Consider the following 21,314-nt stretch of genomic DNA (forward strand, 5'->3'; position numbering starts at 1 on the left):
GACCCGTTAAGTCCTTCCGGCCACTGACTCCATCACAGTGAATCGAGCAGCGAGTCGCGCAATTATGCAGTCACCGATCACCACGAAATTATGAGCAAGGACTACATCGAGGTGCGGGGCGCGGAGGAACACAACCTCAAGGACCTCGACGTCACCATTCCGCGCGAGGAGTTCACCGTCGTCACCGGCCTGTCGGGGTCGGGCAAGTCCTCGCTGGCGTTCGAGACGATCTACGCCGAGGGCCAGCGGCGGTACATCGAGAGCCTCTCGGCGTACGCCCGGAACTTCCTCGGGCAGATGGACAAGCCGCAGGTCGAGACCGTCGAAGGCCTCTCCCCGGCGATCTCGATCGACCAGAAAAACGCCGCGAACAACCCGCGATCGACAGTAGGGACCGTCACGGAACTCCACGACTATCTCCGTCTCCTCTACGCCCGCGTCGGCACCCCTCATTGTCCCGAATGCGGCCGCGAAGTCGGCGAACAGTCGGCCCAGAACATGGTCGAGCGCATCCTCGAGCTCCCCGAGGGCACGAAGGTCAAGCTGGCGGCGCCGGTCGTCCGCGACCAGAAGGGCGCCTTCGAGGACCTCTTCGAGGAACTCGTCTCGGAGGGGTACGCCCGCATCGAGATCGACGGCGAGGAACACGACCTCACGCTGGACGATCCCGATCTGGACGAGAACTTCGACCACACCGTCGACGTCATCGTCGATCGCGTGAAGGTCTCCGCGGCGGACCGCCCGCGCATCATCGACAGCGTCGAAACCGCGCTCGACGAGGCTGAGGGGGTCCTGAAGGTCATCCTGCCGGACGCGCCGAAGGACGTCGCGAGCGATCTGGGCGACGCGGCCCGCCGAACGGGCGCCCTGGGCGACGAGACCGAGGAGGACGACCGCTTCGTCGTCGAGTTCTCGAAGGACCTCGCCTGTACTCACTGCGGGATCGACGTCCCCGAGATCGAGACCCGCTCTTTCTCGTTCAACTCGCCCCACGGCGCCTGTCCCGAGTGTGAAGGGCTGGGCGAGACCAAGGAGGTCGACGAGGGTCTCGTCGTGCAGGACGAGTCCAAGCCGCTCAAGCACGTCTTCGAGGCCTGGAGCTACAACCGGTCGTACTACCGAACCCGCCTCGACGCCGTCGCCGAGCACTTCGGCGTCTCGCTGTCGACGCCGTTCGAGGAGTTAGACGAGGACGTCCAGCAGGCGTTCCTCTACGGCACCGACGGCGAGGTCGTGTTCAAGCGAAGCACGAAAAACGGCACCCGCCGGAAGCGCAAGCGCTTCGAGGGCGTCATTCCGAACCTCGAGCGCCGGTACGTCGAGACCGACTCTGACTCGACGCGAGACCACATCGAGGACTACATGTCCGCGACGGAGTGTCCGGCCTGTGACGGCACACGACTGAAGGCCGCGAGTCGGGCCGTGCTCGTCGACGGGACGGCGATCACCGAGATCAACGCAATGAGCATCGGCGACGCCTTAGAACACTTCGAATCGATGGAGGCCGACCTCACCGAGCGCGAGAAGGTCATCGCCGAGGAGATCTTAAAGGAGATCCGCGCGCGACTCGGCTTTATGTGCGAGGTCGGGCTGGACTACCTCACGCTCGACCGGGAGGCCGCGACGCTGTCGGGCGGGGAGAGCCAGCGCATCCGCCTCGCCACGCAGATCGGCTCCGGCCTCGTCGGCGTCCTCTACGTGTTAGACGAGCCCTCGATCGGGCTCCACCAGCGGGACAACGACCGCCTGCTCGACACCTTAGAGGAACTTCGAGACCTCGGAAACACCCTCATCGTCGTCGAACACGACGAGGAGACGATGCGCCGGGCGGACCAGGTCATCGACATGGGCCCCGGTCCGGGCAAGCGCGGCGGCGAGGTCGTCGCCAACGGCCCCGTCGAGGAGGTCAAGGCGACCGAGGGCTCCGTGACGGGCGAGTACCTCTCCGGCCGCCGGCAGATTCCGGTCCCCGACGAACGCCGCGATGCGGACGGCGCGCTGACGATTCGGGGCGCCCGCCAGCACAACTTAGACGACGTGGACGTCGACATTCCGCTTGGCAACTTCACGGCGATCACGGGCGTCTCCGGCTCCGGGAAGTCGACGCTCATGCACGAAGTGCTCTACAAGGGGCTGGCCCGCGAGATGAACGACAACACGTCGGTCATCCCGGGCGACCACGACGCCCTCGAGGGCCTCGAGGAGATCGAGACCGTGCGGCTGATCGACCAGTCGCCGATCGGCCGTACGCCCCGCTCGAACCCGGCGACGTACACCAACGTCTTCGACTACATCCGCAAGCTGTTCGCTCAGACGAAGCTGGCGAAACAGCGCGGCTACGAGAAGGGACGGTTCTCCTTCAACGTCAAGGGCGGCCGCTGCGAGGAGTGTGGCGGACAGGGTACGGTGAAGATCGAGATGAACTTCCTCTCCGACGTGTACGTCCCCTGTGAAGAGTGCGACGGCGCCCGCTACAACGACGCTACGCTCGACGTCACCTACAAGGGCAAGACCATCGCCGACGTCCTCGAGATGGAAGTCGAGGAGGCCTACGAGTTCTTCGAGTCCTCGAGCCAGATCCGGCGGCGCCTGAAGCTGCTGAAGGACGTCGGCCTCGACTACATGAAGCTCGGCCAACCCTCCACGACGCTGTCGGGCGGCGAGGCCCAGCGGATTAAGCTCGCCGAAGAGTTGGGGAAGAAGGACACGGGCGAGACGCTCTACCTGCTCGACGAGCCCACCACCGGACTCCACAGCGAGGACGAGCGCAAGCTCATCGACGTGCTCCACCGGCTGACCGACAACGGCAACACCGTCGTCGTCATCGAGCACGAACTCGACCTCGTCAAGAACGCCGACCACATCATCGATCTCGGCCCCGAGGGCGGCGAGAACGGCGGCGAGATCGTCGCGACGGGAACGCCGGAGGAGGTTGCGCGACTCGACGACTCCCACACCGGTCGCTACCTGCGCGATCTGCTCCCGAAGGTCGACATCGAGGGGCCCCGCGGCGAGCGCGTCGAACCCGTGACGGCGCCGATGGACGACGACTGATCGCGGTTCGACGACCGTTTTCTCCGTTCTCCGTTCTCCTCGTTTGGCTTCCGTCCCGCCGGTTCCGACGACGGCGATCCGAACGGGTAATGACGGCCGCCGACGAATCCCTCGCCCGTGAACACCCGAAAGGCCGTCCTCCGCCGCGGGCTCGCGGGCGGCGGCGTCGCGACGCTCCTGTTGGCCGCCGCCTTCGTCGCCGCGCTCGGCGTCCCGACGACGCCCTCGAGGCTCGGCATCGTCGCGTGGCTGCTCGCCGTCGGCGGCGGCATGCTCGTCGCCGGCCGCCGGGAGCGGGTCTCGCTCGGAACGACGACTCTCGAGTGGCCTCGCGTCGCCGCCGTCGCGATCGCCCTGCTGGCCGTCGGCTGGGCCGCGATCAGCGTCGCGAGCCTCCTCCGGGGCGACGGCATCACCGGACTCGGGCCGATTGAGGGCGTGCTCACCGCCGGGCTCGTGGGCTACTTCGCGTGGTTCGCCCGCGAGTGCTGGGTCGGCGGCAGCGTGATCGAGGCCGAAACGTTCGTCGTCGACTGAATCGGCGACGGGACTCCCGTCGCCGATTTGCGCACACCGACGAAATCGAGAAAGTCGTATTCGTACGTATCAGGACCTGTATAACCGTTCAACGTCCGGCCCCGAACTTTTGGTTACGGAGTTGGTACGATGTCACGTGAGTCGAGCCGTCCGGCCGGCGACGCGCGACGACGTCTGGACGATCCACCAGACGGCCCGCGAGAGTTGGCACGCCGCCTACGACGAGATCCTCGGCTCCGACCGTGTCGACGAGGTCGTCGACGACTGGTACGCGATCGGCGACCTCGAGTCGTCGATCGACGGCGCGAGCAAGCGGGCCGACGTGGCCTTCCTCGTCGCCGAGTCGGCCGACGACGGCGCTCGAGCGAACTCGGCCGACGACCGCGCAGACCGCATCGGCGAGTTCGACCGCGAGTGTGACGGGTTCGCCCACGCCGTCCCGTGGCCCGAGGACCCGGCGGTCGGCTACCTCGCGCGCCTGTACGTCACTCCCGAGATCTGGGGTGAGGGGACCGGGACGCAGTTGTTAACGCAACTCGAGGCCGACCTCGAGGACGCGTTCGACCGCCTGCGACTGGCCGTCCTCGCTGCCAACGACGTCGGGATCGCGTTTTACGAATCCGCGGGGTTCGAACGCGTCGCGACCCGGGAAAACGATCTGGCCGCCGGCCTCAAGGAGTACGTCTACGAGCGACCGATCGCGAGCGCGGATGAGAGAGATAGCGGCTGACGAGCGACGCTCCTCGAGTCGAACGCGATATCGGCGGTTTGCAGAGCGGTGAGTCTCGAGTACGCTGCTCACGGGCGCGAAGCACCCGTCTGCTCACGGCGACCCTGGCGGCGTTCGCATGGGATGTGGGACCGCCGGTCCCGCACGACTCGCGAAGACCTCACACGGCTTCGGAGCACGGTTCCCGATACGCTCACCGGGATAGAGTGTGCGCCGCCGCACGCGGTTCGATCAGGCTGGAAAATCAGACGACACCACTCGCGCGATAGCCGATCGTTACAGCGTCTTGTCGGCTTCGTCGTCGTCCACGACCTCGATCCCGCGGTTGTTGACCGCCATCGGATCGAGACCGACCTCCTGGAGGAAGTTCTTGTACTCGCGTTCGCACTGCTCGGCGTCCTTCTGCTTGTCGCTGGCGCGGTCGCAGAGTTCGATCAGGTTCTCGGGGACGTCGTTCTGGTAGACGATCCAGTGGTTGATCAGGTCGCTGAGCCGGCGGATGGGGCTAGTGAAGTGGCCGTAGATCTCGAAGTTCAGCGCGTGGTGGCCGCCGAACGGGTCGTTCATGTACTTCGCGCGGGGCATCACCTTCATCACCGCCCACTGGATCTTGTCGAGTTGGCGGCCGGGCGCCTCCTCAAGCGTCGCGTTGACGGCCTTCCGGGGGTCGTCCCACGTGCTGCCGGGGATCGAGACGCCGTCCAAGTCCTGAATCTCCCGGAGGGCTTCGGACCACTCGTCGGGGCTCGGCTGCGGGTGGACGCGGTACATCGCCTCGACGCCGCGGTTCCACATGAGCTCGTGCGTGACGGCTTTGTTGGCCTTCAGCATGCACTCCTCGATGATGGTGTGGGCTCGGTCGCGGGCGGGGTTCAGGACGAGCGAGCCGTCCTCCTTGCGCTGTTCGTGCATCTGATTCGCGACCTCGTAGACCAGTGTGTTCTCCTCGTGGAGGTCGGCGTCGGGATCCTCGAGTCGATTTTCGGCCTGCGAATAGGTCAGGCGCTCGTCGGACTGGATGACCGACTTATAGATCTCGATGTTCTCGTAGGAGAGGTTCTCCTTGTCGAGGTGCATCTCGACGGTGTGGGCGAGTCGGTCCTCGTTGGCGACCAACGAACAGACCGTCTCGGCGAGCACCGGCGGCAGCATGTGGACCGTGTAGCCGGGTAGGTAGACCGTGTTGCCCCGTTCGACGGCCTCGTCCCACATCGCCGTGTCGGGATTGACGTAGTGGGTGACGTCGGCGATGTGGACCCAGAGGACGTATTCGTCGTCGCGCTCCTCGATCGAGAGCGCGTCGTCGAAGTCTTGGGCGTCGATCGGGTCCGTCGTCCAGGTCGTCAGATCTCGCAGATCCTTCCGTTCGTCGATCTCGTCGCTGATCTCGGCCGTCACGCCCTCAGTTCGGGCTTCGGCCTCCTCGAGGACCTCGGCGGGGAACTCGTCGCGGAGTTCGAACTTCTCGAAGAGTTCCTCGCGTTTATTCTCGAGGTGGCGCGCGAGGTCCTCCGAGACTTCGACCGGGCCCTGGGCCTCGGCCGTCCCGGCCTCGGCCTGTGCGTCGTTACTCATATCGGAGCCTACGGACGTGAAGGTGAAAGTCGTGTCGGGATGGGCAGGCGACCGCTGGAGCGGCCGGAGCCCGAATTGGCGCCGCTCGATGGAAGCTTCGAACTCGACGCGGTTCGCCGTCAGGACTCCTCCTCGAGCGTCCCGTAGCGCTCCTCGACGGTCTCGAGGTAGTCGGCGAGAAAGGCGTCCCGATCCGTTTCGCCGGCCCCATTCTCGACGAGCAGGGCCTCGAGTTCGTCCCGCGGATAGTGACAGAGGTCGTCATGGCAGGATTTGCACAGGTGTTCGAACTCCTTGTCCTCGCGATCCCAGCGATCGCCGTGTTTGTCGTACTCGCGCGCCATCGACCGGGTGACCTGGTCGCCGCAGGCGAGACACGTGACCGTCTCAGTGCGCGTCCGGGAGGGCCACATAGCTAACCGGACACCGTGCTAGTACTTAGCGATTGTCACACCCCTAATCGCCGGCGACTCTCAGGGCCTCCGATCGGTCGCCGAACGGGCCTTTTATCTCTCGCTCGGCCGTTGGACCGGGTATGCAGGTCAAGTCCAGACACCATCTCCGCAGCGACGCCGTCTCGGACGTCGAGACGGCCCTCGAGGAGCAACTCGGCGTCTCGCCCGAGGGCGACGCCTACGAGCGCGTCGAGTTCGAGGACACCGACTGGGAGGTCGTCCTCATCGACGGGGAGCCACAGGTTGCGTACTTCGACGAGGAACCGTTCCTGACCGTCAGAGGCGCTAATGCCTACGAACCCGAGAGGCGCCTGGTCACGGTCGACGCCGGCGCGATCTCGTTCGTCAGCGACGGCGCGGACGTGATGCGACCGGGGATCACGGAGGCCACCGACGACATCTCGCCCGACGATCTGGTCGTCATCGCCGAGGAGTCCCACGGAAAGGTGCTGGCGGTCGGCCGCGCTCGCGTCGACGGCGAGGATATGGCCGGCAACGAGGGGAAGGTCATCGATTCGCTGCACCACGTCGGCGACGACCTCTACGAGTTCTCCGGCTAACGGCTCCAGAAACTGTTCTTCGCGGCGCTGTGTGGCTCTCGGTTTCGGTGCCGCACCGCGGTGACTCGACAGGTACGCTGATTAATCGCAGTGACCCCAGCATTCACGAACGGAGTGAGTGATTCACCGCCGGAGCGGGGCTTCGCCCCGCGACGGCGGCCTTTTTTCATCGACGTTTTTTGGTGGGGTTCGACTGAGCGAGCGCAGTGAGCGAGGGAGGACCTCATTAAAAAAGGTCGGTGGCAACCGTTACGGTCCTTCCGCTGGTGCGGTGTGGTATGACACGACTCCCCGATTCGGATCGCGAGCGGATCGCCGCCCTGTTCGACCGCCACCTCGAGGTCGGGCTCCACCACGGCGCGCAACTGGCCGTCTACGTCGACGGCGAGCGGGTGCTCGACCTCGCGGGCGGCCGCGAGGGGCCCGACGGCGGCCGCGAGACCCCCGAGACGCGACACGTGCTGTTCTCGTGTACGAAGCCCTACGCCGCCGTGACGCTGCACACGCTGGTCGACGAGGGGGAACTCGCGTACGACGACCGAGTGGTCGACCACTGGCCGGAGTTCGCCGACGAGGGGACCGAAAAGGCCGAGATCACCGTCCGACAGGTCCTCAGCCACACCGCGGGGCTCAACCGGGGCGAGATCGACGACCGGCCCGATCTCTGGACCGACTGGGAGGCCGCAGTCGCGCAGCTCGAAGCGATGGAGCCAAACTTCCCGCCGGGCGAGACGCCGGCCTACCACGCGCTCACGTTCGGGTGGCTGGTCGGTGAACTCGTCCGTCGGGTGTCCGGCTCGCCGATCGAGGAGGCTGTCGAGGAGCGCGTGTTCGACCCTCTCGAGATGGACGACACCGGGATCGGCCTCCGGGAGGACGAGGACGACGACGTGGCGACGCTGGTCGGCTTCGATGCGTTCGACCGCTGTCGGGACCCCGGCGAGGGGCTCGGGGACAACACCGAGGTCGCGGCGCCGTTCAACGCCGAGAAGATCCACCACGCCGTGATCCCGGCGGCCAACGGGATCGGAACCGCCGGCGACATGGCACGCTTCTACGCCTGCCTCGCCAACGGGGGCGAACTCGAGGGCACCCGGATCCTCTCCGCGGAGACCGTCGAACGGATGACGGCCCTCGAGGCCGAGACCGATGCGGACGGCACGCTCGGCCGGGAGGGCCGGTTCGCGCTCGGCTTCTGGAAGGGCGGGACGACGGTCGCCCCATACGGGACGCTCTCGCCGGAGCGCGTCTTCGGCCATGCGGGACTCGGCAGTAGCGTCGGCTGGGCCGACCCCGAGGAGAACGTCGGCTTCTCGTACGTCACGAACGGGGTTCGGGACGGTTCCTACGAGCACGTCGCCCGGGTCAACGCGCTCGCGGACGCGGTTCGACTAGCGATACGGTCGGACTGAGGCCGTCGGTCGGCCTAGTTCACCAGATTGTAGAAGGCATCGCTGAACGTGACCAGCAGGATCCCCGCCACGATGATCAGCGTCAGGAAGGTGAAGAACACGATCGCAGCCTGCCGACCGGTCAGTCCTTCCCCCTCGAGGAATTCGTTCAGTTCCATGACTGTGCGTACGATCGTCACGGTAAAAAACTGTATCGAGACGAGATGAGGCGACTTACGTGTTCGGCTCCCAGTCCTGCACGGCGACGGTCTCGCCCGCCGGGATCCCCTCGCGGTCGTCGTCGACGACCACCCAGCCGTCGGCTAGCGCGACGCTCGAAAGCACGCCGGAGCCGCTCGCTCTGGTCGGCGTCGCCGCGTACCGCGGCTCGTCGGCCGCGAGATCGGCGGCATCCTCGCGGTCCTCGAGTCGGACCCGCGCGAAGGTCCGCGTTCCGGGCTCGCTGGGGATCTTGCGCTCGAGGCGAGCGAGGGTCGACGGGTGTGGGTCGGGCTCGGTCCCCTCGAGCCAGCGCATCACGGGTCGGAGGAACTGGACGGCGTTGACGATACAGGCGACGGGATAGCCCGGCAGCGCGAGGACGGGGGTCTCTTCGACGACCCCGAGACAGACGGGGTGGCCGGGTTTGAGGCCGACGCCGTGGACGAGTACCTCGCCCAGTTCGTCGATCACCTCGGGGAGGAGATCGCGTTCGCCGACGGACGAGCCGCCGGTGGTGACGATCACGTCCTTCGTCAGATCGCGCTGGATCGCCACGCGAAGCGACTCGAACTCGTCGGTGACGACGTCGCGGTAGGTCGCGCGGCCCCCCCAGCGGTTCGCGAGCCGCGAGACGGTGAGCCCGTTGGTCTCGATCACCTCGCCCGGCCCCGGATCGGCCTCGACGAGTTCCTCGCCGGTCGGGATCACGCCGACCGTCGGGGGCTCGGCGACCGCGACGCGGGCGTAGCCCGCCGACCGCAGCAGGCCCAGATCCGACGGCCGCAGCCGGTGGCCGGCGTCGTAGAGGTGCTGGTCCGCCTCGACGTCCTCGCCGACCGGCGCGACGTTCTCGCTCTCGGCGACCGCGTCCTCGATCTCGACCTCGCCGGCCGACTCGAGTTCGGTCACGCGCTCGATCATGACGACGGCGTCGGCGCCCTCCGGAAGGGCGCTGCCGGTGTGGACGCGGGCGGCGGTGTCAGGCCTGACCTCGGCGTCGGCGCCGACGCCCTCGGCGATCCGCAGCACTTCGGGCGAGCGGTCGCTGGCACCGAACGTGTCCGCGGCGCGGACGGCGTAGCCGTCCATCGCGGCCCGCTCATAGTGGGGCACGCTCCGAGCCGAGGCGACGGGAGCGGCCAGCACACGGCCGTCCGCGCGCTCGACCTCGAGCCGTTCGGTTCCCGTCAGCGGCGAGAGTCCGTCGCCGTCGTCGCCGTCCGCAGCGGCCGCGTCGCCGGCTCCCGCGACGGCCTCCCTGAGTATCCGTCGCGCCTCGTCGACCGGCGTCCGTTCCTTGAACCCGGCCCGCTTGCGCTCGCTGTCGGCTCCGTCCATACCTGCACTCGGGTCGCCGGGCGCCTAAAACGTGGGGGACCGCCCCCGTCGACGGACCCCGCGATCGGCCGCGTCCCGCGTCGGTCGCAGCGCCGTCCGACAGTCGAATCGGCCGCTACCGCGGCCTTTTTCGTATCGGCGTTCGAACCTGTAGCCATGTCAGCGCTTCGCGCCGCACTGCAGGATCTCTCGGAAGACGTCTTCTTCGATCTGCTCGAGAGTGAGGACGCCTACCTGCTCGTCCTCGACGTTCCGGGCGTCTCCGCCGACTCCCTCGAGGTGGCGGTCGACGACGGCCGGCTCTCCATCGAGGCCCACCGCGAGAAGGACCCCGCGGGCGACTACCAGTACCTCGAGGAGAACCGCTCGCTCTTTCTCGATATCGAGCTTCCCCTCCCCGCCGATGCGATCGGCACGGAGACGGAAGCGATCGTCGAACGCGGCGTCCTCGAGTTGACCCTTCCCAAAACATCGGCGACGGGCGAGACGACGATCGACGTCGTTGAGGAAGACTCCTAACCTGAGGTGACACAGACTGGGCTCCCTCCGTGCGTACAAGCGGTTCGTCCTCGTCGCGTGGCAGTTCCTCCCGCTGTTGCTCGCCTACGCCCGTGACCGCCGCCGATTCCTGCTATTCGGGCGGCCGCGATCGGTCGACGCCGAGACCCACCGCCACCGGGCGGAGGTCCTCCTCGAGTCGCTGCTGACCCTCGGACCGACGTTCATCAAACTCGGCCAACTACTCTCGACCCGGCCCGACGTGCTCCCGCCGGCGTACATCGACGTCCTCGCGGCGCTGCAAGACGAGGTGCCGCCGGCCGACTGGGCCGACGCGAAACGAGTCCTCGAGGCAGAGATCGGCCCCGTCGACGAGAACTTCGTCGAGTTCGAGACCGAGGCGATCAGCGGCGCGAGCCTCGGGCAGGTGTATCACGCGCGGGTCGATCCCGAGGCCGTCGACGCCGTCGGGACGGCGGACCCGACGGCCGAATCGGGGGATACTCGAGCGGACGGCGCCGGAGGACCCGACTCCGCCGGCCGCGAGGTCGCGGTGAAGATCCGGCGGCCGGACATCGAGGAACTGGTCAACGCGGACCTGCGGGTGATCAAGTGGTCGCTGCCGATCCTGCTGTACTTCGTCGACGAATCCCGAGCCTTTTCCCTGCGGAACCTCGCCGACGAGTTCTCGAAGACGATCCGCGAGGAGATGGACTACGAGCGCGAGGCCGAAATGCTCCGGGAGATCCGGACTAACTTCGCGGGCGACGACCGGTTCGTCATCCCCGATGTGATCGAGAGCCACTCCGGTCGGCGCGTGCTCACGATGGAGTACATCCAGGGGACGAAGATCAACGATCTCGGGGAACTCGAGCGCAAGGGGATCGACCGCACGCGACTCGCGGAGAACTTGGAACGGGCGTACCTGCAGATGATCATGGACGACGGGGTCTTCCACGCTGATCCGCACCCTGGGAACCTCGCGGTGACCGACGACGGTCGGATCGTCTTCTACGACTTCGGGATGTCGGGCCGGGTCGACTCGTTCGTCCAGGAGAAGATCATCGACTTCTACGTCGCCGTTGCCAATCAGGACATCGACGGCATCCTCGACGCGCTGATCGAAATCGGCACCTTGAGCCCCGACGCCGACCGGGGCGTGATGGCCGAGGTGATGGAGATCGCCATCCAGGACGCCCGCGGCGAGGACGTCGAACAGTATCGGGTCAACCAGATCGTCGGCCAGATCGAGGACTCGATCTACGTCTTCCCGTTCCGACTCCCCAAGAACCTCGCGCTGGTCTTGCGGGTCGCGACCGTCGTCGAGGGGGTCTGCGTCACCCTCGATCCCGACTTCGACTTCATCTCGGTCGCGACCGACTACCTCACCGAGGAGGGGTACCGCGAGGAATCGATTCGGCAGTACGCCCGGGAGACCGGCGAGAATATCCGCAGAACCGGCGAGTCGCTGACCCGACTCGCGCCCAAAGCCGAGCGCGCCCTCGACCGACTCGATCGGGACGACCTCTACGTCCGCATCGGCCTCGAGGACGAGGAGAATGTCTTCGACACGTTCGCGAAACGGCTGATCTACGGCATGTTGCTCACGATGTCGCTGTTCTCGATGGGCGTCCTCTACGCGCTCGAGGCGCCCCGAGCGTCGATCGTCGCAGCCGTCTTCTCGCTGGTCGTGACGGTCCTGCTCTACCGCTCGTTCCGTGAACCGAAAGGGATCGGCGCCAAACCGCAGTTCACGCGACAGAGCATGCGCCAGCGCCGCGGCGAGGAGTAGGCAGGGTCAAACGTTCTTTTCACTGGCGCTCGAGTGTCCGGTATGGACTACGAGCGAATCGCCGACCTGTCGGTGACGATCGACGACGTCGCGGCCGAGCGCCTCGAGCGCGAGACCTCGAGCGAGTTCACGCGCGTCACGACCGAATTCGCGCTGTCGGGACCGGGACCGGACGGCGAACCGGTCGTCGGCCGCGGCGAGGACGTCACCTACGAGACCGCGGATCACGACGCGCTGGCCGAGTCGGGGCTGCCCGACCTCGTCGGCGAGTGGACGATCGACTCGTTTTCGTCGCGCCTCGAGTCGGTCGACCTCTTTCCCGCCGGCGCGCCGGACCGCGACGTGTTCCGCAGCTACCGGCGCTGGGGGCTCGAGAGCGCAGCGCTGGATCTCGCCTTGCGGCAGGCCGACACCGACGTCGCGAGCGCGCTCGATCGATCGCTCGATCCCGTCCGGTTCGTCGCCAGCACCCGGCTGGGCGAGCCGCCGACGACCGATCGCCTCGAGGCCCTGCGCGAACGGGTTCCGGGCCTCGAGTTCAAACTGGATCCGATCCCGGCGTGGGACGACGACCTCGTGGCGGCGATCGACGACGCCGTCGGGGCCGACGCGATCCGCATTCTCGACCTTAAGGGCCAGTACGAGGGAACCGACGTCGACGCCCCCGCCGATCCCGACCTGTACGAGCGGGTGCTCGAGGACTTCCCCGACGCGGTGGTCGAGGACCCCGCCCTGACCGCTCGGACACGGCCGCTGTTCGAGGACGCCGACGTTCGCGTGCGGGTATCGTGGGACGCCCCGATCCACGGCCTGGCGGACGTCGAGGCGCTCCCGTGGGACCCCGACTGGCTCAACATCAAGCCCTCCCGGTTCGGCTCGCTCGAGTCGCTGCTCGAGACGCTGGCCTACTGCGAGGCGAACGAGATCCGGCTGTACGGCGGCGGCCAGTTCGAACTCGGCGTCGGGCGGGGGCAGATACAGACCCTCGCCGCGCTGTACTACCCCGACGGACCGAACGACGTCGCGCCGCGGGCCTACAACGATCCGACCGTCGGGGACGGGCTTCCGGCGAGTCCGCTCGAGCCGTCGACCGACCCCCGCGGGTTCCGCTGGGACGGGACGTAAGCAACGACTCGAGACGGGTTCGGTTCCACGTCGTTGGGTTCGAATCGCGGGGCGGGCCGGCGTCGACCTCGCGAGCCGCGTCCGCCGTGTCACCGACTGACTCGGTGCCAGCGGCCATTCCAAACGGTTTATGCACGTCGATTGATTACGCCGGGACATGGCGAAACAGCAGACCGAAGTTCGCGACCTCCAGGAAGGAAGCTACGTGATGATCGAGGACACGCCATGTAAGATCAACGCCTACTCGACGGCCAAGCCGGGCAAACACGGCAGCGCCAAGGCTCGCGTCGAGGCCGAGGGCGTCTTCGACGGCAAGAAGCGATCGCTCTCCCAGCCGGTCGACGCGAAGATCTGGGTTCCGATCATCGAGCGCAAACAGGGGCAGGTCGTCTCCGTCGACGGCGACGACATGCAGGTCATGGACCTCGAAACGTACGAGACGATCACGATGCGCGTCCCCGACGACATCGACGTCTCCCCCGACGAGAACATCGAATACCTCGAGATGGAAGAACAGCGAAAGATCATCTGATGTTTCCCGGGGCGACCGACGACGGCGAGGGGAGCCACACGGCGGACGACGCCGACCGTGACGGCGCGAACTTCGTGGTCGTCGGTGCGCCCCTGGACGTATCGACGACCTTTCAACCGGGGACCCGATTCGGTCCCCGACGGATCCGATCGTTTGCCGAACCGTTCGACGACTACGACCACCGGACGGACCAGTACTTCTCCGAACTCGGCGTCGAAGACCACGGCGACATCCGCGCGTGGGACAACGCGAAGGAGTACCTCGAGTACCTCGAGGGGACGCTCCGCGGTGTCGTCTGGGACGACGCCGTCCCGCTGATGCTGGGCGGGGAACACACCGTCTCGCTGGCGGGCGTCCGCGCCGTCGAACCCGAGGCGGTCGTCGTGCTCGACGCCCACCTCGATCTCTACGAGGCCTACGACGGCAACGAACTCTCCCACGCCTCCGTCACGCGACGGATCCTCGAGGAGTCCGCGGTCGAGGACGTGTTCGTCCTCGGTGCCCGCACCGGTAGCGAAACGGAGTGGGAGCGGGCCCGAGCGCCGGACGTGACGGTCGTCCCGCCGGAAGACGTCGCCGACTGGCCGCTCGCGGACCGACTCGACGGGCGCGACGTCTACCTGAGCGTCGATATCGACGCCGCCGATCCCGCCTACGCGCCGGGGACCGGCACTAGGGAGCCGTTCGGTCTCGAGTCCCGCGAGCTGCGCGATGTCGTCCGCGAGGTCGCGCCGTACGCGGACGGCTTCGACGTCGTCGAAGTCAACGACCGCGACGAGGGACAGACCGCGGCGCTCGCCGGCAAGCTCGTCCGGGAGTTCGCGTTCGCACGCGCCGACGGCCGGTAGGAACACCGATCCGGCAGTCCATAGCATTTAACGGATTCCTACCGTTCCGAGTGCTGTTTTTGGAGCGAGAATATGCGTTGTATTACGATGGAAGTTACCTACTAACGTAGTATCCGGCTCGGGTTACGTTCGTCCATGACACGAGAGTATTCGAGACGCGACTGGCTTCGAAAGGCCTCCGTCGCCGGTATCGCAGTGGGCGGGAGTGCGATCGGCCTCTCGGGAACCGGGAGTGCACGGCCCGCGCTGGTCGACCCCGACGACGTCGGACTAACCGCTGACTGCGCCGACGACGATCGAGCGGTCTTCTGTGCGACCAACGACGGCCGCCGCCCCGCCTTCCTCGAGTGGCAGCACCGGCCCCTCGAACCGGGGATCGAGTTCATCGACTGTCGGACCATCCGCGTCGTCGGGACGTTCGTCGAGGTCGTCACCGAGGTGACGTTCCTCACGGAGGCCGGGTTGATCGGTAACGACTTCCTCTACTTCGGCTCCGTCGACGGCGTCCGCGTCATCGATATCACCGAGCACGAGCGGGGGCCGGCGGACGGAATCATCGGAACCGCCGAAGCGTTCGAGGAGGGGGCGACCGTCCCGGGCGCCGGCGATGTCGTCGCCTCGAATCCGGAGTACGACGCCTGTCAGGAGGAGTACTTCGGCGAGATCGTCGTCGAGGGGACGGAGTCGGCGACGGACGACGAGTCGGCAACGGCCGCGGCCACGACCGACGATCGGAACCGGCTGGTAGTTCCGCCGTCGTCGACGCGGTGCTTCTCGGTGGCGGTCGACGACGACCCCGTCGCGGTCGACCTCTTCTACGACGGCGAGCGCGTCGATACGGCCGTCAGCGCGACCGACGAACCGTGTCCGGGTCGACCCGGACGCGGTCGCCGCATCCGCCGCTGGTTCCGATAGCGTCATCGACCGATGGCGCCGATTTCTGGCCTGTTGCCTTGCAGATGCACCGGACACATTGATTAGCGGAATTGGTGGAGGTATCCGCTGGTAATGGTGCCTCGTGCTCGCGGAGTCGTAATCGAACCGATACGTGGGATCGAATCACTCCGATACCGCGCAGACGAGGTGAGTTCATGAGCGATCTTCCGCCGCGGACGACCGTCAAACGGTGGCTGGTGACGACCAACCACAAGGATATCGGCGTCCTCTATCTGGCGACGGCGCTGTTTTTCCTCCTGCTCGGCGGGGTGCTCGCACTCCTGTTCCGTCTACACCTGTGGGTCCCCGGCGGGACGGGGCTGCTCGAGAACAACGAGTTCAATCAGGCGGTTACCAACCACGGACTGTTGATGGTCTTCTGGTTCCTCTCGCCGTTCGCCGCCGGCTTCGCGAACTACTTCGTCCCGCTACAGATCGGTGCGAAGGATCTAGCGTTCCCGCGACTAAACGCGCTGAGTTACTGGTTCTATCTCTTCTCGGGAATCCTTCTCGCCGTCGCGTTCTTCCAAGAGCGGGCGTTCGCCGGCGGCTGGTACATGTACGCGCCGTTGAACGTGCCGATGTACCACCCCGCGCTGCAGGCGACGACCGGCGGAAACGCGACGATCCTCGGATTGATGCTGTTCGTGATGTCGATCACGCTCGGGTCGGTGAACTTCCTTACGACGATCCACCGCTCGCGCGCGGAGGGGCTGGGGCTGTGGAACATGCCGCTGTTCACCTGGTCGTGGCTGCTGACGATCTGGATGATGCTGTTCGCGTTCGCGGCGCTGCTGGCCGCGCTGCTGTTGCTCGCGAGCGATCGACTCCTTCTGACTCAGTACTTCGCGACTGACGAGGGCTCGAGTCTGTTATGGGCGCACCTGTTCTGGTTCTTCGGACACCCGGAGGTGTACATCGTCTTCTTCCCGGCGTTGGGAATCATGTTCGAGACGTTCCAGACCTTTACGGGGAGGCGGCTGGTCGGCCGCAAGTGGGTCATCATCGCGATGGTCCTGGTCGCGGTCCAGTCGTTCCTCGTCTGGGCCCATCACATGTTCCTGACGACGATCAACCTCGAGATCAAGACGCTGTTCATGGCGACGACCATCGGGATCTCGCTGCCGTTCGACCTGATGATCTTCTCGCTGATCTACACGATGGTCAAGGGTCGAGTTCGGTTCACTACCCCCTTCTTGTTCAGCCTCGGGGCGCTCGTCCTCTTTATCCTCGGCGGCATCACCGGAGTCTTCCTCGGCGCCGTCGTGCTTGACTACGAGTTCCGCGGCACCTACTGGGTCGTCGCGCACTTTCACTACGTGATGGTCTCGGGGGTAACCGCGCTGGTCGGCGGCCTCTACTACTGGTGGCCGAAGATAACCGGAAAGATGTACTCCGAGACCCTCGGCAAGCTCAACTTCGCGGTCTACTTCGTCGGCTTCAACCTGCTGTACTTCCCGATGTTCCTCGCCTGGGAGACGCCCCGCCGCGTCTTCCACTACGGCGAGGCGATCCACATCTATCACCAGGCGGCGACCGTCGGCGCGTTCGTCTTCGGCGCGTCGTTCCTGATCACGTTCTTCACGCTCGGGAAGAGCCTGCTCACGGGTCCCGACGCACCCGATAACCCCTGGGAGTACTCCCGGACCGCCGAGTGGGCGACCACGTCGCCCCCGCCGCTGGATAACTGGGACGGGCGGCCGAGCTACGCCAGCGGTCGCCTCGAGTTCGTCGACGACACGGCGGCGACGACCGACGGCGGCGTGACGACCGCGGTGGAGAGCCAGGCGGAACACGCCGATCACGCCAGCATCTGGCCAGTCGGGATCGGCTTCGGGACCTTCGTGTTCTTCCTCGGGCTGACCGGGTTGACGCCGTACACGGTCGAATTCGCGCGGGGGACCGGCGAGATCAGCCAGGAAATCGTCGGAACGAGCGCCGAGCAGACCATCATCTACCCGATCCTGACGCTCCTCGGCGTCGGCATCCTCGGCTACACGCTCTTCGAGTACGGCCGCGAGGAATTCAATGCGCCGGAGATGGCGATCGCCAGCCGCTGGCCGTTCGAAGGGGTCGGCACCACGAAACTCGGCGTCTGGTTCTTCCTGGCCTCCGACGTCGTCGTCTTCGGTGCCGCCATCGGGAGCTACGTCTTCGCGCGACTCCACGCCGGCTGGGGGTCCTGGGGCACCGTCCCGCCGTCGGCGACGGTCGGCCTCTTCAACACGTACGTCCTGTTGACCTCGAGTTTCACCGTGATCCTGGCGCTGGTCTTCGCCGAGCGCGGGAACAAGCGGGGGCTGCTCGGCGCGATGGGGGCGACGCTGGTGCTCGGGCTGACGTTCCTCGGGGTCAAGGGCTGGGAGTGGACCCAGGAGTTCGCCCACGGCATCTACTGGTTTACCGACCTCCACTACTCGACGTACTTCGTCACGACCGGGCTGCACGCGCTCCACGTCATCCTCGGGATGCTGATCGCCGCGTTCATGCTGTATCGGACCGTCACGGTCGACGCCTATTTGAGCGACCACCGACCGGTGGAGTTCTTCGGGCTCTACTGGCACTTCGTCGACATCGTCTGGGTGATCCTCTTCCCGCTGTTCTACCTGATGTAGCGCCCGTTTCCTGCGGTCTCATTTCTGTCGTACTCGTTACTGAGTACGAGTCGACGACCGGGAACCAGCCGGATACAAGGCGACCGCTGCCGAACGGCCGATCATGAACCTCTCGACGGTCGTCGACCGACTCGACGAGGAGCTGCGAATCGCCGACTACGCCGACCTCGACGCCAGCGCGAACGGCATGCAGATCGGGCCGGACGAGGCCGAGATTGAGCGCGTCGCCGTCGCCGTCGACGGCGTCCGCGAGACGTTCGATCGCGCGATCGAGGCCGACGCGGACCTGCTGGTCGTCCACCACGGGCTCTCGTGGGGCGGCTTCGAGCGCGTGACGGGGCGGACCTACGACCGGATCGCCCCTTTGATCGAGAACGACCTCGCGCTGTACGTCGCTCACCTCCCGCTGGACGGCCACCAGGAGCTGGGCAACGCCGCCGGCGTCGCCGACGTGCTCGACCTCGAGGAACGAACACCGTTCGGCGAACTCGGCCCCGAGTACATCGGCCAGCGCGGGACGGCGGCCGAGCCGTACGCGCCCGAAGAGCTACAGGGTCGACTCGAGCGCGAACTCGAGACCGACGGCCAGCCCGTCCAACACCTCGCGTTCGGCCCCGACGAGATCGAGGACGTGGCGATCGTCACCGGCAGCGGGGTTGACTGGCTCGACGAGGCTGTCGACGCCGGCGCCGACGCGCTGGTAACGGGCGAAGGGAAGCAGAAGGCCTACCACGAGGCGCAGGAGGCGGGCATCCACGTCTTCCTCGCGGGCCACTACGCGACGGAGACCTTCGGCGTCCGGTCGCTGCAGGAGTTGGTCGAGGACTGGGGTCTCGAGACGACGTATCTCGAGGTTCCGACCGGGCTCTGACGGCCAGCACTGGCCGGCGAGCGGTCGTTTCGAACCCGTCGGAATCGATTCGTGAGTCGACTATCTGTTCTGCGACTCGGCAGCGGCGAACACGGTCCGCGGAGTCAGGTTTTTCCTCGAGCGGGTAGTATTCGAGCATATGAGCGTTCATATTAGAGAGTTCTTTTCCGAACCGAGCGGATGGGGCGCTGCGCGGATATCCCTCGGGAGTTCGCTCGCGTTCTTCGGGCTCTATGCGTACTTCGAACTCCTGTACGACAGCGGTTCGCTCCCGCTGCTGGTCATGGGTGCTGCGATGGGTCTGTCAGGTATTGCAGAACTGCTGCCGAAGAACCGACGGCGATCCGCGATCGTCCTGCGGGTAACGGCGATCGCGATACTTGTCGCACTGATCGCGACAGCGCTCAGTTCGCTGGTATCGTAATGGTCGACCGGGTCGTCCGGCAGATGCGTTGCAGCAGTATCTCTCACGGGAGTGACGAAGGGCAGGCGGATCGAACCGAACCGCGGCGTTCAAACCGCTGGCTCGCGGATGCGGGGACATGAGCGACGAGCACGACCACGGGAGCGACGACGGCGACAGCGAGGCGGACGGAGAGGGCCACCACGAGCCCGAGCGGGAGACGTTTTCGCACGATCCGGTCGGCCACGCCGAGGTCCGGGCGGGAATGACCGTCGGCGAACTCGCCGATCAGTACGGGAACGCCGGCGTCGGCGCTGCGGACCTCCACAAGGCCGTCGACGTGACCGAGTCGATGTTCGACGACGACGTGACGGTCTTCTTCGGCCTTGCGGGCGCGATGGTCCCCACGGGAATGCGACGCATCGTCGCCGACCTCATCCGCGAGGGCCACATCGACGTCCTCGTGACGACCGGCGCGAACCTCACCCACGACGCCATCGAGGCCATCGGCGGGAAACACCACCACGGCGAGGTCCACGCCGAGGGGAAGACCGAGCGCGAACACGACGAGACGCTGCGCGACGAGGGCGTCGACCGCATCTACAACGTCTACCTCCCCCAGGAGTTCTTCGCCGACTTCGAGAGCCACCTCCGCGAGGAGGTCTTCCCCGTCCTCGAGGAAGAGTGCGAGGAAGAGGGCGCGGTCTCGATTCAGCGACTCACCGAGGAGTTGGGGCGAGCGAACGCCGCGGTCAACGAGCGCGACGACGTCGACGAAGGGCCCGGGATCGCCGCCGCGGCCTACGAAAACGACGTGCCGATCTACTGTCCCGCAGTCCAGGACTCCGTGCTCGGACTCCAGGCATGGATGTACTCCCAGACGGGCGCGTTCACGCTGGACGCGCTGGCGGATATGACGCCGCTGACCGACATCGCCTTCCACGCCGAGGAAGCCGGCGCCTTCGTCGTCGGCGGCGGCGTCCCGAAGAACTTCACCCTCCAGACGATGCTTGTCGCCCCCGACGCCTACGACTACGCCGTCCAGTTGACCATGGACCCTAAACAGACCGGCGGCCTCTCCGGCGCCACCTTAGACGAGGCCCGCTCGTGGGGCAAACTCGAGAAGGACGCCGACAACGTCTCCGTCTACGCCGACGCGACGATCACCTTCCCGCTAGTGGTGGCCGCAGCCCTCGATCGACTCGAGAACTAGTCGGACAGCGCTCGAGAAGCGAGCGAGGATTTATCGACCGTGCACACGCAACGCAAGCACGTCACTGACTGGATACCATTTCGGCGTTACGACTAGCAGTCGAAGAGGCCGTTTAGAAGTCGATTTGTTGCGTATTCAGGTAGAATTCGCAGCGTTTCTCCGAGAGATTGGAAGAACGCCTGCTGACGTAATCGGTTACTCGTCGATCTTGATCTGGACTTCTTCCGCAGTCATATACTTGTAGATGGCGTACGCAGCGTTACCGATACCGAGCGTCCACCAAAGCGTGAGAACGGCGACGACGACGTGCATCCCGCCGCTTCCCCACGACTTCTTCTTCATCAGAGTGCTTCGTTCACCCTGGTTTTTGATCTTGTATCCTTGCGTTATGAAATCGTCTATGACTTTCTCCATATCTCTCTGGTCATCAACTCGACGTATTCGTGCCATACGGGTGTCCAAAACAGGCTACTTGTAAAAATGTAATGGCCAAGAGAAAAGTTATCTGTCGGGCCTCTGGCCGTGCGTTTATTCCACATATTATATCTGAAAGTACATTCCCGTTAATAGATATTATATGGTATCGTTTTGACTAATAATGCACCTGATTTGTTTCTGG

At 65.9% G+C, this 21,314-nt stretch carries 20 protein-coding genes; 15 read left to right on the forward strand and 5 right to left on the reverse strand.

Annotation, left to right across the window (positions count from 1 at the left end; translation table 11 throughout):
- The first annotated feature begins 90 nt into the window (after window positions 1-90).
- From uvrA to EH209_RS06260, 3 genes are all read left to right on the forward strand, one after another.
- Window positions 91-3,054, forward strand: a complete 2,964-nt coding sequence (gene uvrA / locus EH209_RS06250) for an excinuclease ABC subunit UvrA (protein ID WP_126662040.1) — start codon at window positions 91-93, stop codon at window positions 3,052-3,054.
- 117 nt (window positions 3,055-3,171) lie between these two features.
- Window positions 3,172-3,591: a hypothetical protein gene (locus EH209_RS06255; protein WP_126662041.1), complete on the forward strand. Its 420-nt coding sequence runs from the start codon at window positions 3,172-3,174 to the stop codon at window positions 3,589-3,591.
- Window positions 3,592-3,727: 136 nt separating this feature from the next.
- On the forward strand, window positions 3,728-4,321 hold the full coding sequence (locus EH209_RS06260; protein ID WP_126662042.1) for a GNAT family N-acetyltransferase: 594 nt from the start codon (window positions 3,728-3,730) through the stop codon (window positions 4,319-4,321).
- Between the two features lie 276 nt (window positions 4,322-4,597).
- On the opposite strand, the gene EH209_RS06265 is transcribed toward EH209_RS06260, so the two are convergent.
- On the reverse strand, window positions 4,598-5,896 hold the full coding sequence (locus EH209_RS06265) for an RNB domain-containing ribonuclease (RefSeq protein ID WP_126662043.1): 1,299 nt from the start codon (window positions 5,894-5,896) through the stop codon (window positions 4,598-4,600).
- Window positions 5,897-6,015: 119 nt separating this feature from the next.
- Window positions 6,016-6,309 carry a DUF7562 family protein gene (locus EH209_RS06270; RefSeq protein ID WP_126662044.1) on the reverse strand — a complete coding sequence of 98 codons (294 nt, stop codon included), beginning with the start codon at window positions 6,307-6,309 and terminating at the stop codon, window positions 6,016-6,018.
- A gap of 122 nt (window positions 6,310-6,431) precedes the next feature.
- On the opposite strand from EH209_RS06270, the gene EH209_RS06275 reads away from it, so the two are divergent.
- Together EH209_RS06275 and EH209_RS06280 are read left to right on the forward strand one after the other, a co-directional pair.
- Window positions 6,432-6,911: an RNA-binding protein gene (locus tag EH209_RS06275; RefSeq protein WP_126662045.1), complete on the forward strand. Its 480-nt coding sequence runs from the start codon at window positions 6,432-6,434 to the stop codon at window positions 6,909-6,911.
- A gap of 278 nt (window positions 6,912-7,189) precedes the next feature.
- Window positions 7,190-8,323, forward strand: coding sequence for a serine hydrolase domain-containing protein (locus tag EH209_RS06280; protein WP_126662046.1), 1,134 nt, complete (start codon window positions 7,190-7,192; stop codon window positions 8,321-8,323).
- Between the two features lie 14 nt (window positions 8,324-8,337).
- Here EH209_RS06280 and EH209_RS23930 read toward each other — a convergent pair whose 3' ends face one another.
- Window positions 8,338-8,481, reverse strand: a complete 144-nt coding sequence (locus EH209_RS23930) for a hypothetical protein (RefSeq protein ID WP_008893985.1) — start codon at window positions 8,479-8,481, stop codon at window positions 8,338-8,340.
- A 55-nt stretch (window positions 8,482-8,536) separates the two neighbouring features.
- On the reverse strand, window positions 8,537-9,862 hold the full coding sequence (locus tag EH209_RS06285; protein ID WP_126662047.1) for a molybdopterin molybdotransferase MoeA: 1,326 nt from the start codon (window positions 9,860-9,862) through the stop codon (window positions 8,537-8,539).
- A gap of 156 nt (window positions 9,863-10,018) precedes the next feature.
- On the opposite strand from EH209_RS06285, the gene EH209_RS06290 reads away from it, so the two are divergent.
- From EH209_RS06290 to EH209_RS06335, 10 genes are all read left to right on the forward strand, one after another.
- On the forward strand, window positions 10,019-10,381 hold the full coding sequence (locus tag EH209_RS06290; RefSeq protein ID WP_126662048.1) for an Hsp20/alpha crystallin family protein: 363 nt from the start codon (window positions 10,019-10,021) through the stop codon (window positions 10,379-10,381).
- A 76-nt stretch (window positions 10,382-10,457) separates the two neighbouring features.
- Window positions 10,458-12,152 carry an ABC1 kinase family protein gene (locus tag EH209_RS06295; protein ID WP_126662049.1) on the forward strand — a complete coding sequence of 565 codons (1,695 nt, stop codon included), beginning with the start codon at window positions 10,458-10,460 and terminating at the stop codon, window positions 12,150-12,152.
- 42 nt (window positions 12,153-12,194) lie between these two features.
- On the forward strand, window positions 12,195-13,277 hold the full coding sequence (locus tag EH209_RS06300) for a hypothetical protein (RefSeq protein WP_126662050.1): 1,083 nt from the start codon (window positions 12,195-12,197) through the stop codon (window positions 13,275-13,277).
- A gap of 157 nt (window positions 13,278-13,434) precedes the next feature.
- Window positions 13,435-13,809, forward strand: a complete 375-nt coding sequence (locus tag EH209_RS06305) for a translation initiation factor IF-5A (protein ID WP_126662051.1) — start codon at window positions 13,435-13,437, stop codon at window positions 13,807-13,809.
- Window positions 13,809-14,657 carry an agmatinase gene (gene speB, locus EH209_RS06310; protein ID WP_126662052.1) on the forward strand — a complete coding sequence of 283 codons (849 nt, stop codon included), beginning with the start codon at window positions 13,809-13,811 and terminating at the stop codon, window positions 14,655-14,657. The genes EH209_RS06305 and speB overlap by 1 nt, the downstream gene beginning before the upstream one ends.
- Window positions 14,658-14,792: 135 nt before the next feature.
- Entirely contained in the window at window positions 14,793-15,572 is a 780-nt protein-coding gene (locus EH209_RS23935) for a hypothetical protein (RefSeq protein ID WP_164722004.1), read from the forward strand.
- A gap of 176 nt (window positions 15,573-15,748) precedes the next feature.
- On the forward strand, window positions 15,749-18,208 hold the full coding sequence (locus EH209_RS06320) for a cbb3-type cytochrome c oxidase subunit I (RefSeq protein ID WP_126662053.1): 2,460 nt from the start codon (window positions 15,749-15,751) through the stop codon (window positions 18,206-18,208).
- A 103-nt stretch (window positions 18,209-18,311) separates the two neighbouring features.
- The gene (locus EH209_RS06325) at window positions 18,312-19,079 is read left to right on the forward strand and encodes a Nif3-like dinuclear metal center hexameric protein (protein WP_126662054.1); all 768 of its coding nucleotides are present in this window, start codon (window positions 18,312-18,314) and stop codon (window positions 19,077-19,079) included.
- Window positions 19,080-19,218: 139 nt separating this feature from the next.
- Window positions 19,219-19,503: a hypothetical protein gene (locus tag EH209_RS06330; RefSeq protein WP_126662055.1), complete on the forward strand. Its 285-nt coding sequence runs from the start codon at window positions 19,219-19,221 to the stop codon at window positions 19,501-19,503.
- Window positions 19,504-19,621: 118 nt separating this feature from the next.
- A complete protein-coding gene (locus EH209_RS06335; RefSeq protein WP_126662056.1) occupies window positions 19,622-20,695 on the forward strand; it encodes a deoxyhypusine synthase in 1,074 nt (357 codons plus the stop codon).
- 195 nt (window positions 20,696-20,890) lie between these two features.
- On the opposite strand, the gene EH209_RS06340 is transcribed toward EH209_RS06335, so the two are convergent.
- Window positions 20,891-21,037 (reverse strand): hypothetical protein, encoded by a 147-nt coding sequence (locus EH209_RS06340; protein WP_229380089.1) that lies wholly within the window; start codon window positions 21,035-21,037, stop codon window positions 20,891-20,893.
- Window positions 21,038-21,314 lie beyond the last annotated feature (277 nt).

It is taken from the genome of Haloterrigena salifodinae (genome assembly GCF_003977755.1).
GTDB lineage: Archaea > Halobacteriota > Halobacteria > Halobacteriales > Natrialbaceae > Haloterrigena > Haloterrigena salifodinae.

Coding starts and splice junctions, on each gene's coding strand:
- EH209_RS06290 (WP_126662048.1), top strand. CDS start 10,019: ATGTCAGCGCTTCGCGCCGCACTGCAGGATCTCTCGGAAGACGTCTTC.
- EH209_RS06330 (WP_126662055.1), top strand. CDS start 19,219: ATGAGCGTTCATATTAGAGAGTTCTTTTCCGAACCGAGCGGATGGGGC.
- EH209_RS06285 (WP_126662047.1), bottom strand. CDS start 9,862: ATGGACGGAGCCGACAGCGAGCGCAAGCGGGCCGGGTTCAAGGAACGG.
- EH209_RS06300 (WP_126662050.1), top strand. CDS start 12,195: ATGGACTACGAGCGAATCGCCGACCTGTCGGTGACGATCGACGACGTC.
- uvrA (WP_126662040.1), top strand. CDS start 91: ATGAGCAAGGACTACATCGAGGTGCGGGGCGCGGAGGAACACAACCTC.
- EH209_RS06265 (WP_126662043.1), bottom strand. CDS start 5,896: ATGAGTAACGACGCACAGGCCGAGGCCGGGACGGCCGAGGCCCAGGGC.
- EH209_RS06325 (WP_126662054.1), top strand. CDS start 18,312: ATGAACCTCTCGACGGTCGTCGACCGACTCGACGAGGAGCTGCGAATC.
- EH209_RS06335 (WP_126662056.1), top strand. CDS start 19,622: ATGAGCGACGAGCACGACCACGGGAGCGACGACGGCGACAGCGAGGCG.
- EH209_RS06320 (WP_126662053.1), top strand. CDS start 15,749: ATGAGCGATCTTCCGCCGCGGACGACCGTCAAACGGTGGCTGGTGACG.
- EH209_RS23935 (WP_164722004.1), top strand. CDS start 14,793: ATGACACGAGAGTATTCGAGACGCGACTGGCTTCGAAAGGCCTCCGTC.
- speB (WP_126662052.1), top strand. CDS start 13,809: ATGTTTCCCGGGGCGACCGACGACGGCGAGGGGAGCCACACGGCGGAC.
- EH209_RS06340 (WP_229380089.1), bottom strand. CDS start 21,037: ATGAAGAAGAAGTCGTGGGGAAGCGGCGGGATGCACGTCGTCGTCGCC.
- EH209_RS23930 (WP_008893985.1), bottom strand. CDS start 8,481: ATGGAACTGAACGAATTCCTCGAGGGGGAAGGACTGACCGGTCGGCAG.
- EH209_RS06275 (WP_126662045.1), top strand. CDS start 6,432: ATGCAGGTCAAGTCCAGACACCATCTCCGCAGCGACGCCGTCTCGGAC.
- EH209_RS06305 (WP_126662051.1), top strand. CDS start 13,435: ATGGCGAAACAGCAGACCGAAGTTCGCGACCTCCAGGAAGGAAGCTAC.
- EH209_RS06280 (WP_126662046.1), top strand. CDS start 7,190: ATGACACGACTCCCCGATTCGGATCGCGAGCGGATCGCCGCCCTGTTC.
- EH209_RS06270 (WP_126662044.1), bottom strand. CDS start 6,309: ATGTGGCCCTCCCGGACGCGCACTGAGACGGTCACGTGTCTCGCCTGC.